The organism is Bradyrhizobium stylosanthis (genome assembly GCF_001641335.1).
In the GTDB taxonomy this organism is placed as follows: domain Bacteria; phylum Pseudomonadota; class Alphaproteobacteria; order Rhizobiales; family Xanthobacteraceae; genus Bradyrhizobium; species Bradyrhizobium stylosanthis.
Genome location: NZ_LVEM01000001.1, coordinates 2055520 through 2069913, shown reverse-complemented (window position 1 = coordinate 2069913; position 14394 = coordinate 2055520). Strand labels below are relative to the sequence as shown.

The 14394-nt window shown below is 64.3% G+C and carries 15 protein-coding genes; 11 read left to right on the top strand and 4 right to left on the bottom strand.

Translation table 11 applies throughout. From position 1 onward, the window contains the following. Window positions 1-21: 21 nt before the first annotated feature. The 9 genes from soxB (at window position 22) to A7X65_RS10050 (ending at window position 7956) form a co-directional block, all read left to right on the top strand. Entirely contained in the window at window positions 22-1713 is a 1692-nt protein-coding gene (gene soxB / locus A7X65_RS10090) for a thiosulfohydrolase SoxB (RefSeq protein ID WP_063684315.1), read from the top strand. Window positions 1714-1719: 6 nt separating this feature from the next. Next, window positions 1720-2988 carry a sulfite dehydrogenase gene (gene soxC / locus A7X65_RS10085; protein WP_063684313.1) on the top strand — a complete coding sequence of 423 codons (1269 nt, stop codon included), beginning with the start codon at window positions 1720-1722 and terminating at the stop codon, window positions 2986-2988. Beyond that, entirely contained in the window at window positions 2927-3664 is a 738-nt protein-coding gene (locus A7X65_RS10080) for a c-type cytochrome (RefSeq protein WP_082884877.1), read from the top strand. The genes soxC and A7X65_RS10080 overlap by 62 nt, the downstream gene beginning before the upstream one ends. A gap of 26 nt (window positions 3665-3690) precedes the next feature. Continuing rightward, a complete protein-coding gene (locus tag A7X65_RS10075; protein ID WP_063684310.1) occupies window positions 3691-4122 on the top strand; it encodes a DsrE family protein in 432 nt (143 codons plus the stop codon). Window positions 4123-4135: 13 nt separating this feature from the next. Next, entirely contained in the window at window positions 4136-5041 is a 906-nt protein-coding gene (locus A7X65_RS10070; protein ID WP_063684905.1) for an alpha/beta hydrolase, read from the top strand. 8 nt (window positions 5042-5049) lie between these two features. Then, window positions 5050-5493 carry a DsrE family protein gene (locus A7X65_RS10065; RefSeq protein WP_063684308.1) on the top strand — a complete coding sequence of 148 codons (444 nt, stop codon included), beginning with the start codon at window positions 5050-5052 and terminating at the stop codon, window positions 5491-5493. Between the two features lie 174 nt (window positions 5494-5667). Next, window positions 5668-6753, top strand: coding sequence for a YeeE/YedE family protein (locus A7X65_RS10060; protein ID WP_063684306.1), 1086 nt, complete (start codon window positions 5668-5670; stop codon window positions 6751-6753). 85 nt (window positions 6754-6838) lie between these two features. After that, the gene (locus A7X65_RS10055) at window positions 6839-7390 is read left to right on the top strand and encodes a YeeE/YedE thiosulfate transporter family protein (RefSeq protein WP_063684304.1); all 552 of its coding nucleotides are present in this window, start codon (window positions 6839-6841) and stop codon (window positions 7388-7390) included. Between the two features lie 14 nt (window positions 7391-7404). Beyond that, window positions 7405-7956 carry a YeeE/YedE thiosulfate transporter family protein gene (locus tag A7X65_RS10050; protein ID WP_063684904.1) on the top strand — a complete coding sequence of 184 codons (552 nt, stop codon included), beginning with the start codon at window positions 7405-7407 and terminating at the stop codon, window positions 7954-7956. Between the two features lie 2 nt (window positions 7957-7958). On the opposite strand, the gene A7X65_RS10045 is transcribed toward A7X65_RS10050, so the two are convergent. From A7X65_RS10045 to A7X65_RS10030, 4 genes are all read right to left on the bottom strand, one after another. After that, complete coding sequence (locus tag A7X65_RS10045) at window positions 7959-8276, bottom strand: ArsR/SmtB family transcription factor (protein WP_063684302.1); 318 nt, start codon at window positions 8274-8276, stop codon at window positions 7959-7961. A 667-nt stretch (window positions 8277-8943) separates the two neighbouring features. Continuing rightward, window positions 8944-9939: an ABC transporter substrate-binding protein gene (locus A7X65_RS10040; protein ID WP_063684301.1), complete on the bottom strand. Its 996-nt coding sequence runs from the start codon at window positions 9937-9939 to the stop codon at window positions 8944-8946. A 21-nt stretch (window positions 9940-9960) separates the two neighbouring features. Next, the gene (locus A7X65_RS10035) at window positions 9961-10770 is read right to left on the bottom strand and encodes an ABC transporter ATP-binding protein (RefSeq protein WP_063684299.1); all 810 of its coding nucleotides are present in this window, start codon (window positions 10768-10770) and stop codon (window positions 9961-9963) included. After that, on the bottom strand, window positions 10767-11537 hold the full coding sequence (locus tag A7X65_RS10030) for an ABC transporter permease (protein WP_063684298.1): 771 nt from the start codon (window positions 11535-11537) through the stop codon (window positions 10767-10769). The genes A7X65_RS10035 and A7X65_RS10030 overlap by 4 nt, the downstream gene beginning before the upstream one ends. Before the next feature lie 106 nt (window positions 11538-11643). Between A7X65_RS10030 and A7X65_RS10025 the strand changes: the two genes are divergently transcribed. After that, window positions 11644-12771 carry a mandelate racemase/muconate lactonizing enzyme family protein gene (locus A7X65_RS10025; protein WP_063684296.1) on the top strand — a complete coding sequence of 376 codons (1128 nt, stop codon included), beginning with the start codon at window positions 11644-11646 and terminating at the stop codon, window positions 12769-12771. Next, window positions 12771-14366 carry a GMC family oxidoreductase gene (locus A7X65_RS10020; RefSeq protein WP_063684295.1) on the top strand — a complete coding sequence of 532 codons (1596 nt, stop codon included), beginning with the start codon at window positions 12771-12773 and terminating at the stop codon, window positions 14364-14366. The genes A7X65_RS10025 and A7X65_RS10020 overlap by 1 nt, the downstream gene beginning before the upstream one ends. Window positions 14367-14394: the final 28 nt, after the last annotated feature.

Below are 14394 nucleotides of genomic sequence, written 5' to 3'. Positions count from 1 at the left end.
GAGCATGCAGGAGCATTGCGCATGATCTCGCGCCGCGAATTCATCCAGGTGGCTGCGGCAACGGCGGCACTCTCGACCGGTGTTGGCTCCGGCCTGACGCGGGCGGTGGCCCAGCAGCGCCTGACCGAGAAGGAATTGCTGGCGTTCGAACCGCTCGGCAACGTCACGCTGGTTCACGTGACCGACATGCACGGCCAGCTCATGCCGCTTTACTTCCGTGAGCCCTCCACCAATCTCGGCGTGGGCGAGGCGAAGGGGCTGCCGCCGCACATCACCGGCAAGGAGTTTCTCGCCCGCTTCGGCATCGCACCCGGCTCGTCGGCGGCCTACGCGCTGACGTCGGAGGATTTCGAAGCGCTCGCCAAGAGCTACGGCCGGATCGGCGGTCTTGATCGCGCCGCGACCGTGATCAAGGCGATCCGCGCCGAGCGCGGCGACAAGGTCGCGCTGCTCGACGGCGGCGACACCTGGCAGGGGTCATGGTCGTCGCTGAAGACGCGCGGCCAGGACATGATCGACTGCATGGCGCTGCTCAAGCCCGACGCCATGACCGGCCATTGGGAGTTCACCTACGGCACCGAGCGCGTCAAGCAGGCGATCGAAGGCCTCGGCTTCCCGTTCCTCGGCCTTAACATCCGCGACACCGAATGGAACGAGGCGGCTTTCGATGCCTCGCGCATGATCGAGCGCGGCGGCGTCAAGATCGCAGTGCTCGGCCAGGCCTTCCCTTATACGCCGGTCGCCAATCCGCGCTGGATGATTCCGAACTGGTCGTTCGGCGTGCGCGAAGAGGACGTGCAGGCGCAGGTCGACAAGGTGCGCAAGGACGGCGCGCAGCTGGTCGTGCTGCTCTCGCACAACGGATTCGACGTCGACCGCAAGCTTGCGAGCCGGGTCAAGGGTATTGACGTTATCCTGACCGGGCACACGCACGACGCGCTGCCCGAGGCGGTCAAGGTCGGCAAGACGCTGCTGATCGCATCCGGTTCGTCCGGCAAGTTCGTGTCGCGGCTCGATCTCGATGTCCGCGACGGAGAGGTCAAGGCCTACCGTTATAAGCTCATTCCGCTGTTTTCCGATGTGATCACGGCGGACGCCGAGATGTCCGCGAAAATCGCGGAAGTACGCAAGCCATTTGCGTCCGACTTGGCCAAGGTGCTCGGCAAGACCGACTCGCTGCTTTACCGGCGCGGCAATTTCAACGGAACATTCGACGATCTGATCTGCCAGGCGCTGATGCAGGAGCGCGACGCCGAGATCGCACTCTCGCCCGGCTTCCGCTGGGGCACCAGCGTGTTGCCGGGGCAGGACATCACCTTCGAGGACGTCACCAATGCGACCGCGATCACGTATCCGGCCGTCTACCGCATGGGGATGACGGGTTCGCGGTTGAAGGAGATCATCGAGGACGTCGCCGACAATCTCTTCAACGTCGATCCTTATTACCAGCAGGGCGGCGACATGGTGCGGATCGGCGGACTGTCCTACGCGATCGATGTCGCGAAGCCGCAGGGTAGCCGCATCTCGGACATGCAGATGGCCAAGACCGGCGCGCCGATCGACCCGAACAGAGAATATCAGGTCGCGGGCTGGGCCAGCGTCAACGAAGGAACCGAGGGGCCGCCGATCTGGGAGGTCGTCTCGAACTATCTGACCCGACAGAAGACGGTTCGCCTCGAACCCAATAGAGCCGTCAAAGTCACCGGAGCGTAAGAAGCGATGTCGAAGATGGACAGTCCCCGGCAATCCCGACGCAGTTTCCTGGCCGCTGGCGCCGGCGTTGCGGCGTCGGTGCTCGCGAGGCCCGCCCTGGCCGGCGGCAATCCGGCGAACCAACCGCCAAACGTGCCGGAGTGGACCAAATCGCTCGGAGAGGGTGTCGCCGTGCGCCCTTACGGCAAGCCGTCAAAGTTCGAGAAGGATGTCATCCGGCGCGACGTCGAATGGTTGACCGCCTCGCGCGAGTCCTCCGTGAGCTTCACGCCGCTGCATGAGCTCGAAGGCATCATCACGCCGAACGGTCTGTGCTTCGAGCGGCACCACGGCGGCATCGCCGAGATCGATCCGGCCGATCATCGCCTGATGATCCATGGCCTGGTCGAGCGGCCGCTGATCCTGACGTTGGACGAGCTCAAGCGCTATCCGCGCGTCAACCGCATCCACTTCATGGAATGCGCGGCGAATTCGGGCATGGAGTGGCGCGGCGCGCAGCTCAATGGCTGCCAGTTCACCCATGGTATGATCCATTGCGTGCAGTACACCGGCGTCTCGCTGCGCACGCTGCTGGAGGAAGCCGGCGTCAAGACCAACGGCAAGTGGCTCCTGGTCGAAGGCGCCGACGCGGCGGCGATGGATCGCAGCCTGCCGATCGAGAAGGCGCTCGACGACTGCATCATCGCCTACAAGATGAATGGCGAGGCGCTCTATCCGGAGCAGGGCTACCCGATGAGACTCGTGGTGCCGGGCTGGCAGGGAAATCTCTGGGTCAAGTGGCTGCGCCGCATCAAGGTCGGTGATCAGCCCTGGCACACCCGCGAGGAGACGTCGAAATACACGGACCTCATGCCGAACGGCAAGGCGCGCCGCTTCACCTGGTCGATGGACGCCAAGTCTGTCATCACGAGCCCGAGCCCGCAGGCGCCGATCAAGCACGGCAAGGGCTTTACGATCGTCTCGGGGCTCGCCTGGAGCGGCAACGGCAAGGTCAAGCGCGTGGACGTGTCGCTCGATGGCGGCCGCAACTGGTGGCCGGCGCGGCTCGATGGTCCCGTTCTCGACAAGGCGCTGACGCGCTTCTACTACGAATTCGATTGGAACGGCGAGCCGCTGCTGCTGCAATCGCGCGTGCAGGACGAGACCGGCTATGTGCAACCGAGCAAGGCCGAGCTGCGCAAGATCCGCGGCGTCAACTCCATCTATCACAACAATGGCATCCAGACCTGGCATGTGCAGGCCAATGGTGAGGTCGAGAATGTCGAAGTCGCCTAAGTTCATTGCTCTCGCGCTGATCGCTTGCGCCCTCAGCGTGCCGGCATTCGCGCAACAGAAGACCGAGGTCAAAGCCGGATCGCGCTACCACATCGGCCGCGCGCCGACAGCGGACGAGATCCGCGGCTGGGACATCGACGTCCGGCCCGACGGCCAGGGCCTGCCGGAAGGCAAGGGCACGGTCGCCCAGGGCGAAAAGCTGTTCATGGATAATTGCTCGAGCTGTCACGGCGAGTTCGGCGAAGGCAACGGCCGATGGCCGGTGCTGGCCGGGGGCAAGGGCTCACTGACCTCGGACAATCCGGTCAAGACGGTGGGCTCATACTGGCCCTACGCCTCGACGGTGTTCGACTATGTCCGTCACGCCATGCCTTACGGCAATGCCGAGTCGTTCTCGGTCGACGAATATTATGCGCTGGTCGCCTACGTTCTCTACCTGAACGATGTCGTTACCGATCAGAATTTCGAGCTGAACAACAAGAACCTCGCCAAGATCAAGATGCCGAACGAGCAGGGCTTTGTGATGGACGATCGTGCCACCACCGAGAAGTCGTTCTGGCAGAAGGACCCCTGCATGAAGGATTGCATCGCGCCGGTGAAGATCACTGCGCGCGCTGCCGTCATTGATGTGACGCCTGAGGACGGCAAGGACGGAAAGCCGCGGGGCGTGGAGTGAGGAACGGACGGGCGAGCCGCCGCGGATTGCTTTGCGGACTGCTCGCCGCCTTCATCGTGACCGGTTTCGCTTCCCCATCCCGGGCAGCGGAGTCGCACCGGCTTGCGCTGCAGATCAGCGACGACGACCCCGTCAAGATGCGCGCCGTCCTCGATGTTGCGGCTAACGTCTCGCGGCATTATTCCGGGCAGGGCGAGGACGTCGAGATCATGGTGGTCGCCTTCAATGGCGGCCTCGACATGCTGCTCGATGACCGCTCGCCGGTGAGGGAGCGCCTGGTGAACTTCCTGAAATCGATGCCCAATGTGAGCTTCATCGGCTGCGGCAATACGCTTGAGACGCTCGCCGTGAAGGAGGGCAGGCGGCCGCCGCTGATCGAGGGTGTCAGCGTCACCCAGGTCGGGGTTGCCATGCTGATGGATCTTGCCGAAAAGAACTGGACGATTGTCCGTCCCTGAGGAGAAGCCGCCGATGCGATGGTTGATGGGACTGGTGGTCTTGCTGCTTCTCGCCCGGCCTGTCGGCGCCGCCGAGCAGGAGCTCGAACTGTCGATCGACGGCCGCACGACGCTCGCGACGCTGCGCACGCCTACCACGATGGGACCGGACACGCCGCTCGTCGTGATGACCCACGGTACGCTCGCGCACAAGGACATGGAAGTCATCCAGGGTATCGCGAAGGCGCTCGAGCAGCGCGGCATCGCGTCGCTCGCGCACACGCTGTCGCTGGGGCTCGATCGTCGCAAGGGCATGTACGACTGCGCGACGCGGCACGACTATGTCGCCGGGGACGCGGTTGCCGAGATCGGTGCCTGGGTCGCGAAGGCGAAGGGCATGTCCCGGCTCGTTGTTGCGTTCGGCCATTCGCGCGGCGGCAACCAGGTGGCGCGCTATCTGGCGGCGGGCGAAGCTTCGCCGGTCGCGGGCGCGGTGCTGCTGGCGCCGGTAACCGCAAAAGCGGAGGCTGATTTGCGCGCCTCTTACGCCCAGACCTATGGCAAGCCGCTCGAGCCGCTGCTCGAGAAGGCGACCAAAGCCGTGGCGGCGGGACGCGGCGGCGAATGGATGGATGCCCCGGGCTTCATCTATTGTCGCAACGCCGTCGTGACCGCGCGCGCCTTTGCGTCCTTCTATGCCGCCGACGCCGCGCAGGACACTGCGGCGCTGGTGGCGCGCATGAAGCTGCCGGTGCTGGTGCTCGCCGCAACCAAGGATACGGTCGTGCCCGATGTGGTAGCGTCTTTCGCACCGGTCGCCGATTCGAGCGGCGGCAGAGTGCAGCTCGACAAGATCGAGGACGCCGATCATTTCTTCCGTGACCTGTTTGCGGAAGACGTAGCCGACCGCATCGCCGATTTCATCAAGCAGACCCGCTAGGAGGGACCATGCAGCGCCGATCCATGCTTCGCGCGAGCCTTGCCGGACTGTTTGGTGCCTTCGCCATGCGTAAGGCGAATGCTGCGACGGAAATGCCCACGCGACAGCGCGTCGTCTATCACCTCGCCGACGCCGATCGTGTCGTCTTCGTGCTCGGCAACCTCCAGAATCATGTTGATGGCGTCGGCGGGCCCGGCAAGGCCGATATCCGGCTGGTCGTGCATGGGCCGGCGCTGCGCGCCTTCCACGCGCTCGCCGCCGATGATCACACCATCGAGATGATGAAGAAGCTTGCCGATGCCGGCGTCGGCTTCGACGCCTGCGCCAACACCATGAAGGCGCAGGGCGTCAAGCTCGACGACCTCACGCCCGGCTTCGTGGTGGCCGAGAAGGGCGGCGTGGTGCGGCTCGCCGAGCTGCAACAGCAGGGATATGCCTATCTGCGCCCCTGAACCACGACGCGAACCTTGATCTGGCTCATGGGGCGGCGCCTCGCGGCGCGATAGGACGGCAGATCTCAAGCATGATCCGGAAAAGTGCGCAGCGGTTCTCCGAAAAGATCATGCTCAAACGACAAACAGAAAGCGCGATGACCTCATCGCGCTTTAGGGAACACCGAGACGGCCGTGCTGACGACACTCATCGATCTCCTGGGGGAAGACCGGCTGTCATGGCTGGGCGGCCTCCTGGTCGGTGGCCTCTTCGGATTCTTCGCCCAGCGCAGCCGCTTTTGCCTGCGCGCCGCAGCGGTTGAATTCTCCCGCGGCGAGGGCGGCCCGCGCCTCGCAGTCTGGCTATTGACCTTCGCCGCCGCGTTGGTGGGCACGCAGGCCTTTGTCGCCCTCGGCTTGCTCGACGTCTCCGAGGCGCGCCAGCTCGCGCAGCAGGGCAGCATCTCCGGCGCGCTCGTCGGCGGCGTGATGTTCGGCTGCGGCATGATCCTGGCGCGCGGCTGCGCCAGCCGGCTGCTCGTGCTCTCGGCCAACGGCAATCTGAGGGCGCTGCTGTCGGGCCTGGTGTTTGCGGTCACTGCGCAGGCCTCCTATCGCGGTTTGCTGTCGCCCGCGCGCGAATGGGTGACGAACCTGTGGCTGGTCGACGGCGGGCCGTCGCGCGACATCATGGCGGTGTTCGGCGGTGGCACGCCCGAGAAGCTCGCCTTCGGCGGACTATGGCTGATCGCGGGGCTCGCCTTCGCCTTTCGCAGCCATTTGCCGCGCCGGCTGATCTTGTCCGCGCTGGCCGCGGGCTTGGCAGTGGTTGCGGGCTGGCTCTTGACCTATCAGCTCTCGCAGGCCTCCTTCGCACCCGTGACGTTGAAGAGCCTGACCTTCAGCGGGCCGTCGGCCGAACTGCTGATGCTCGTGCTTAACAGCTTGCAGCTTCGTCTCGGATTCGACCTCGGCATCATCCCCGGCGTGTTCATCGGCTCGTTCGTCGCCGCGGCCACCGCGCATGAGTTGAAGCTCGAGGGGTTTTCCGACGGGCTCGGTATGCGCCGCTACCTGCTGGGCGCGGTGCTGATGGGGTTCGGCGCGATGCTAGCCGGCGGCTGCGCGGTCGGCGCCGGTGTGACCGGAGCTTCGGTATTCGCGCTCACCGCCTGGCTGGTGCTCGGCGGCATGTGGCTCGGGGCGGGGCTCACCGATCTGGTCGTCGACCGCGCCGGCATGCCGCACCCGCAGCAAGCGGTGGGTTCGCCGGGCACCTGATAATTTAGATATTACTAAATTATAATTCTTGAATATGATTTTCTCCGATGCGGGCCGGTAGCGACGCTGATCCAGGGAAACGCACATGACCACCATCACGGAAAGCGATGTTCGCGAAGCGCCGCGCACCGCGCGGATCGACTGGTCACCTTATCTCGTCGGCGCCGGGATCGGGCTGTTGAGCTGGATCGCCTTTGCGGTATTCGGCGACCCGCTCGGCGTCACCACCGCGTTCTCGCGCATCGCCTCGCTGTTCGCGGTGCCGGTGATCGGGCCCGAGGCGGTAGCGGAGAATTCCTACTGGAAGAGCATGCCGCTCAAATGGGACTACGGCGTCTGGTTTCTCGTCGGCATTCCCGCCGGTGCGTTCATCGCGGCGGTGATGTCGGGCACGTGGCGGCTCGAGCTCGTGCCTGAGGTCTGGAAGGAGCGGTTCGGGCCGTCGATCGCCAAGCGGTTCGTCGGCGCATTCCTCGGCGGCACCGTCATCATGTATGGCGCACGGCTCGCCGGCGGCTGCACCAGCGGCCACGGCATCTCCGGTGGATTGCAGCTCGCGGTGTCGAGCTGGCTGTTCCTCGCGGTGATGTTCACCACTGGGCTCGGCATCTCCGCGCTCATGTTCCGCAAGCGATGAAGGGAGCAACGGAGATGACTGCGATGATGACGATCCTCGGGCCGCTGCTGATGGGCGCAGCCTTCGGCTTTCTGCTCCAGCGCGGCAAGGTGACGAACTGCGACGTGATCGAGAACCAGTTCCGCCTGCGCGACTTCACCGTGCTCAAGGTGATGGGCACTGCGATCGTGGTCGGTGGGCTCGGTGTGCTGCTGCTCGTCGATACCGGCAACACCAAGTACTACGTCAAGGATGCCAACATGCTCGCGGTCGCGCTCGGCGCCGCGTTGTTCGGTGTCGGTATGGTCGTCTACGGCTATTGTCCGGGAACGGCGCTCGGCGCCATCGCCACCGGCAGCGTCCATGCCTTGGTTGGCGCACTCGGCATGGTCGCCGGCGCCATCCTCTACGCGCTGAGCTTCGACTGGCTGAAGGCCCATGTCCTCAACGTGTGGGCGTTGGGCAAGGTTCGCCTTCCGGACGTCACGAACATTCCGGATGTCGCGTGGTTCGCAGCGCTTGCGCTCGGCGCCGGATTGTTCTTCTGGTGGGTTGAATCCGCCGAAGCGAAGCAGACGCGCGGCTAGCTTCAGCGCTTGCGCGGAGTGCAGAACAGACGGTGCAGGGTCGAGAACAGCTCTTCGACCCGCCGGTCGGCGATGCGGTACCAAATGACCTGACCATCGCGCCGGGCGGCGACCACGCGCTCCGCTTTCAGCTTGGCCAGGTGCTGCGACAGCGCCGAGGCGGAGAGGCCGACCTCCTCGGCGAGAGTGCCGGCGCTGGCCTCACCATATTCGACCAGCTTGCAGACGATCAGCAGCCGCTGCTCGCTCGCGAGCATGCGCATCAGGGCAGCCACCTCCTTGGCCTGCCGCTCCAGCGCGCGCGTGTCTGTCTTGCTCATTCGGCCTTGCCCATCTGCCGTCTTCAATAGCATCCATCCGCCAGCCGTCAAACGCACTGGCGCAGTGATATAAGGGATGAACGGCAATTTCGGTAGTGCCTCTTGGGAGGCTAACGGGGGGCAGCAGAATGCCTGGCGACGGACCAGCGCCCTCATGATCTCGGACGGAATTTGAGCATACGTCGAACCAGGGCGGTCTTGACCATGCCGGCAGCGCTGATCAGTGGATTGACGCCGATAGGTGGTGAAATCGGCGAGAGCGTAAACGGCTCAAATCTTTCTGTGAGTTCACGACCGCAAAATTTCGGCGGGCATACCGTCGGAATTTGTCCGTCAGACTTGAAGAATTCTGCCAGCAAATCAACGACGATACGTTGTCCGAAATAATAGAGTGGGAGTAGTGCTGCAGGCAGCTATCGCGTAGCTTGGCGCAGGCGTAGGAATGTCTCTCGCCTCCAAGAGACTGCGACCAAAGGACCTTGAGACCAGCTTAGCCTGTTTGGAGCGACGATCCATGCCGCTCTGAACAGGGAAGTGCAGCAGCGCAGTTGAGCGTTCGGAAGGGACGGGTGTTCGCTTCGGTGCTCAATACATGCTTGGTACGTCGGAGCGCGCCGCACGGATGAAGCGTCCGGCGCGAACACCCAGTCCCTCAGTGCTTTGGTATCTAAGCGATCGTCTTCAAATACAGGCCCGGATCGAAGTATTTGCTCGCCGGCGTGAAGTCCTTGATGCCCGCATTAGCCATGAAGAAGTCTGTCGACTGCTGCAGCCAGTTGGTGACGGTCCCGTCCGAGTACATCCGCTTCCAGTCCTTGGATGTGAACATTTTCTGAGCTTTGAAGGACTCGTTGATGTCGGACAGTGGCGTCTGGCTGTAATGCCCCTTTTGCAGCTTCTCCATCGCCTCGTTGCTGTTCGCGACGATATAGTCGTTGGCATCAGCCCAGCCGCGAATCAGCTTGGCCAGGGTTTCCTTGTTGGGTTCATAATAGTCGTTCGCCGCAGCCCAGCCGCCAATGATGGCCGCCTTTGGATAATAGGCTGACGCATCCGCGAGCATGGTCGCGCCGGGGACCTTGTCGCGGACCGTGACGTTGAAAGGCACCCAGAGCGCTACGGCCGGCACTGCGCCGGAGATGAAGGCGGTCACGGCCGCCGGCATGGTCTGGTTGACGAGCTCGACCTCCTTTGGATCGACCTTGTTGGCCCGGAGCGCGGTATCGAGAAACACGTGCGCCGTCGTGCCGGTCGCGGTCGCGATGCGCTTGCCCTTCAGATCCGCGAACGACTTGATGCCCTGATCGCCGCGGACCCAGAGCTGGGCCGTCGCCACCTCGATGTCGTTGATGAGAAATACCTTGCCTTGGCCGCGCGCCGGGAAATTCGAGAGGACCGCACCAGTTGCCAGCACATCAAGGCTGCCACCGATCAGCGCCTGGAAGATTTCGAGGCCGGTGTTGAACTGCCGCAGTTCGAGATCGAGGCCCTGCTTTTCGAAGGAGCCGCGGTCCATGCCGGTCCAGATCTGGCCGTCGACGGCGACGGTGTGAAGATAGCCGACGCGGACCTTCGTTTTCGCTTGCGCGATCGCCGGTGCCGAGGCCGTGAAGGTGCTGAGCGCCAGGCCTGCCGTCGTGGTCAGAAATTGCCGCCGATCCATGATGTGTCCTCCGTTTGCTTGTTATTCCGAGAATGAGACCGGACGCATCTGCGCTTGCTGGGCGCGATATTCGTCCATCACCAGCTGCCTGATATAGCTGCGCAGCTCCGCGAATTCTGGCCGCTCCTGGATCGACTCGTCGCGCGGGTAAGCGAAGGGAACGTCGATGATCTCCTTGATCCGCGCCGGCCGCGCCGTCACTACCACGATGCGGGAGGCGAGGTAGATCGCCTCCTCGACGGAATGGGTGATCAGCATGACGGTCTTGCCTTCGGTCTCCAGCACCTTGAGCAGCAGGTTCTGCATGTTGGAGCGGGTCTGGGCGTCGAGCGCCCCGAACGGCTCGTCCATCAGGAGAAACTGGGGCTTCACCGCATAGGCACGCGCGATCGCGAGGCGTTGTCGCATGCCGCCGGACAGATGCTTCGGATAGGAATTGGCGAAGTCGGACAGGCCCATCAGGCCGAGATAGTGATCGCAGATCGCGTCGCGCTCGGCGGTCGGGACGTGGTTGGCGTTGAGCGTCAGGCCGAAGGCGATGTTCTGCTTCACCGTCAGCCAGGGGAAGACGCCATATTCCTGGAAGATGACGCCGCGCTCGGGGCCGGGGCCGGCGACGGGACGGCCGTCGAACAGGACCTTGCCGGTCGTCGGCTTCTGGAAGCCGGCGAGCATGCTCATCATCGTGGTCTTGCCGCAGCCGGACGGCCCGATCACCGCGATGAAGTCGCCGTCGTTGATGTCGTAGCTGACGTCCTCGACGACGTTGAGACGACCCTTCGGCGTCTCGAAGGACAGCGACACCTTGTCGAACTGAGCGCGCTTTTTCATGCGATGGCCCGATCCTGCCAAACCAACAGCCGCGCGGTGATTTTGCGCAGGATCAAATCCATGATCAGCGCGATCAGGCCGATGCAGATGATGCCGACATAGATGACGTCGAGCAGGAAGTAGGTCGAGGCATTCTGGATCATGGCGCCGAGCCCGCGCTGCGCCGCGATCAGCTCGGATGCGACCAGCGTCGCCCAGGCGACGCCCAGCGCCACGCGCAGCGCCGTGAGAATGTGCGGGACGGTGAGGGGAATGATGACCTTGCGAAAGATCTCGGTCTGGTTGGCGCCGAGCGTCTGCGCCACGCGGATGTAGAGCGGCGTGATCTGGGAGACGCCCTCATACATCACGATCACGCCGGAGAAGAACGAGGCGTAGAACAGGATGACGAGCTTTGCGAGCTCGTCGACACCGAAATAGACGATCACCAGCGGGATCAGTGCGATCGGCGGCAGCGCGCGAAAGAAGTTGATCATGGGGTCGGCGAAGGTGCGGGCGGGGCGATACCACCCGAGCAGAAATCCAACCGGCACGGCCACCAGGATGCCGAGCGCGACGCCGAGAAAGACGCGCCGGGTCGAGGCGAAGATGTCGATCAGCAGGCCTTCCTTGGTGAGAAGCTCGAAGAATTTGGCGGCGACCTGGTGCGGCGCGGGGATCAGCGAGACGTTGACGAAGCCGCTCCAGCGCACGGCGTACCAGAGCAGGATTGCACCGATCCACGGTATCAATCCGAGACCAAGGCGTCTCAGGCCAGCTCCGTTCATTCGACGCGTCCACCCAGATTGCGGTTGATGTTTTCAGAGGTCATATTATAAATAGGATGACCATACAAGTGGCGCCTTTGGTCGTAGGCGTCGCAGGCTTTCCCGCATGACATCGCAGTCTTTCACCATCCGAAGCGTCCAGGCCTTTGGCTATCGCTACCCGCTGACCGCGCCCGTCATCACGTCCTTCGGGCGGATGAAGGATCGGCCTGCCGTCTTCGTCCGCGTCGAGGACGGCGACGGCAATGTCGGCTGGGGTGAAGTGTGGTGCAATTTTCCAGCACCTGGAGCCGAACATCGTGTTCGGCTCGTCAACGAGGTGCTTGCGCCGGCTCTGGTCGGATTCACCGCCTCGGAGCCGTCCGCCGCGTTCGAGCATCTGACGCAGGGAACCTCGGTGCTTGCGCTGCAATCCGGCGAGGCCGGCCCGTTTGCGCAGGCGATCGCCGGCATCGATCTCGCCGTCTGGGATCTGCACGCGCGCCGTCAGAACGTTGCGCTGTGGAAGCTGCTCGGCGGGGCGGTGCGCACGATCAAGGTCTACGCCAGCGGCATCAACCCGGTCGGCTCCGAGCGGACGGCTGAAGCTGCGCTCGGCCGCGGTTACCGCGCGTTGAAGCTGAAGATCGGCTTCGATCCGGCAACCGACCGCGCCAATCTCGCCGCGCTGCGCCGTCTTGTGGGCGAAGGTCTGCTGGCCGCCGACGTCAATCAGGGCTGGACGATTGCGCAGGCATTGGAGCTCGCGCCGCAACTGGAGCACTTCGGTCTCGCCTGGCTCGAGGAGCCGATCCGCGCCGATCGTCCCCGGCGGGAATGGGCGCAATTGCGCGAGGCCATCCGCTTTCCGCTCGCGGCCGGCGAGAACATCGCGAGCCATGCCGGCTTTGCCGAGGTGCTGCGTGAGCCGGTGCTCGGTGTCGTCCAGCCAGACATCGCCAAATGGGGCGGGCTGTCGGCCTGCGCTGGCATCGCGCGCGATATCCTTGCGTCGGGAAAGATGTTCTGCCCGCACTATCTCGGCGCCGGCATCGGCCTCCTGGCATCCGCGCATCTTCTCGCCGGCGTCGGCGGCGACGGGCTGCTCGAAGTCGACTGCAATGAAAACCCGCTGCGCGACCGCTTCTGCGGTCCCGTGCTCGATGTCCACGACGGCATGATCACGCTCGGCGACGAGGCAGGTCTCGGCATCACGCCCGATCTTGCCGCCATCGAACAATACCGGACGATCTGATGCCAGCACGCGGCTACGACTACATCATCGTCGGCGCGGGCTCGGCCGGCTGCGTCGTTGCCAACCGGCTGTCGGCCGATCCGTCCTGCCGCGTGCTGTTGCTGGAGGCCGGCGGATCGGATCGGAATTTCTGGCTGAAGCTTCCGGTCGGCTACTACCGGACCATCTACAACGAGCGATTCTCGCGCCTGTTCAGGACCGAGCGCTCGGAGGGAAGCGGCGGTCGTGCCATCGTCTGGCCGCGGGGCCGCGTGCTCGGCGGCTCGTCCTCGATCAACGGTCTGATCTTCATCCGGGGCCAGCACGAGGATTTTGACGATTGGCAACGCCTCGGCGCCGATGGCTGGAGCTATCGTGAACTCCTGCCGTACTTCCGCCGCTACGAGCGCTATCGCGGCGGCGAGAGCCAGTTTCACGGTGGACTCGGGGAGTTCGAAGTCTCGGACCTTCGCAACGACAATCCGGCATCGAAGGCCTGGGTCGAGGCGGGTGTAGAGTTCGGCCTGCCGCGCAATCCCGACTTCAACGGCGCCACGACGCTGGGCGTCGGCACCTACCAGCTCGGCATCGGGCGGCACTGGCGGACCAGTTCGGCCTCTGCGTTTCTGCACCCCGTCGCCGGCCGTCCCAATCTCACCATCATCACCCATGCGCAGGTCAGCAGGGTCGTTTTCAAAGGTCGCGTCGCGACCGGCGTCGAGTGGATCAGCAAGGGGCAGGTCCACAGCGCGACGGCTGATCGTGAGATCATCCTGTCCGGCGGCGCGCTGCAGTCGCCGCAGATCCTCCAGCTCTCCGGCGTTGGTCCAGCCGATCTGCTGCGCAAGCTCGGCATTCCCATTATTGCCGAGTCTCCGGAGGTCGGCGCCAATCTCCAGGACCATTATCAGGCCCGGCTGATCGTCCGCCTCAAGGAGCGGATCTCGCTCAACGACCAGGTCCGCAATCCCGTCGAGCTTGCGAAGATGGGCCTGCAGTGGATGCTGGCGGGCAGCGGCCCGCTGACGGTCGGCGCAGGGCAGGTGGGCGGCGCAGCCTGCACGGAATACGCGGTCGGCGGACGGCCGGACGTGCAGTTCAACGTGATGCCGCTCTCGGTCGACAAGCCCGGAGAGCCCCTGCACAGCTATTCCGGCTTCACCGCCTCGGTCTGGCAGTGCCACGCAAAGTCGCGCGGCCGGCTTGCGATCAGCTCCACCGATCCGTTCGAGCAGCCGCGTATCGAGCCGAATTATTTTGCCGAGGAGATCGACCGCAAGACCATTGTTGCGGGTCTGAAGATTCTGCGCGAGATTTATCAGCAGAGGGCGTTTCGCCCGCTCTGGGACATCGAGATGGTGCCGGGCGAGGCGGCAAGAGATGATGCCGGGCTGTGGGATTTTGCACGCAATACCGGGGGCACGGTGTTTCACTGCGTCGGGACGTGTCGCATGGGCGGCGACGCGCAGGCCGTGCTCGATTCGCAGCTGCGCGTGCGCGGCGTCGAGCGGCTGCGGGTGATCGACGCCTCGGTGATGCCGCAGATCACGTCGGCCAACACCAACGCGACCAGCCTGATGATCGGCGAACGCGGTGCCGCGCAGGTTATGGCTTGATCGCGCGGCCTGAATTCCGGAGGGCGAG

What these genes read in the sequence shown, in the direction of transcription:
- A7X65_RS10045 (WP_063684302.1), bottom strand. Translation starts at nt 8,276, where the DNA reads ATGAGCAAGACAGACACGCGCGCGCTGGAGCGGCAGGCCAAGGAGGTG.
- A7X65_RS10050 (WP_063684904.1), top strand. Translation starts at nt 7,405, where the DNA reads ATGACTGCGATGATGACGATCCTCGGGCCGCTGCTGATGGGCGCAGCC.
- A7X65_RS10065 (WP_063684308.1), top strand. Translation starts at nt 5,050, where the DNA reads ATGCAGCGCCGATCCATGCTTCGCGCGAGCCTTGCCGGACTGTTTGGT.
- A7X65_RS10035 (WP_063684299.1), bottom strand. Translation starts at nt 10,770, where the DNA reads ATGAAAAAGCGCGCTCAGTTCGACAAGGTGTCGCTGTCCTTCGAGACG.
- A7X65_RS10055 (WP_063684304.1), top strand. Translation starts at nt 6,839, where the DNA reads ATGACCACCATCACGGAAAGCGATGTTCGCGAAGCGCCGCGCACCGCG.
- soxB (WP_063684315.1), top strand. Translation starts at nt 22, where the DNA reads ATGATCTCGCGCCGCGAATTCATCCAGGTGGCTGCGGCAACGGCGGCA.
- soxC (WP_063684313.1), top strand. Translation starts at nt 1,720, where the DNA reads ATGTCGAAGATGGACAGTCCCCGGCAATCCCGACGCAGTTTCCTGGCC.
- A7X65_RS10070 (WP_063684905.1), top strand. Translation starts at nt 4,136, where the DNA reads ATGCGATGGTTGATGGGACTGGTGGTCTTGCTGCTTCTCGCCCGGCCT.
- A7X65_RS10040 (WP_063684301.1), bottom strand. Translation starts at nt 9,939, where the DNA reads ATGGATCGGCGGCAATTTCTGACCACGACGGCAGGCCTGGCGCTCAGC.
- A7X65_RS10020 (WP_063684295.1), top strand. Translation starts at nt 12,771, where the DNA reads ATGCCAGCACGCGGCTACGACTACATCATCGTCGGCGCGGGCTCGGCC.
- A7X65_RS10025 (WP_063684296.1), top strand. Translation starts at nt 11,644, where the DNA reads ATGACATCGCAGTCTTTCACCATCCGAAGCGTCCAGGCCTTTGGCTAT.
- A7X65_RS10080 (WP_082884877.1), top strand. Translation starts at nt 2,927, where the DNA reads ATGGCATCCAGACCTGGCATGTGCAGGCCAATGGTGAGGTCGAGAATG.
- A7X65_RS10030 (WP_063684298.1), bottom strand. Translation starts at nt 11,537, where the DNA reads ATGAACGGAGCTGGCCTGAGACGCCTTGGTCTCGGATTGATACCGTGG.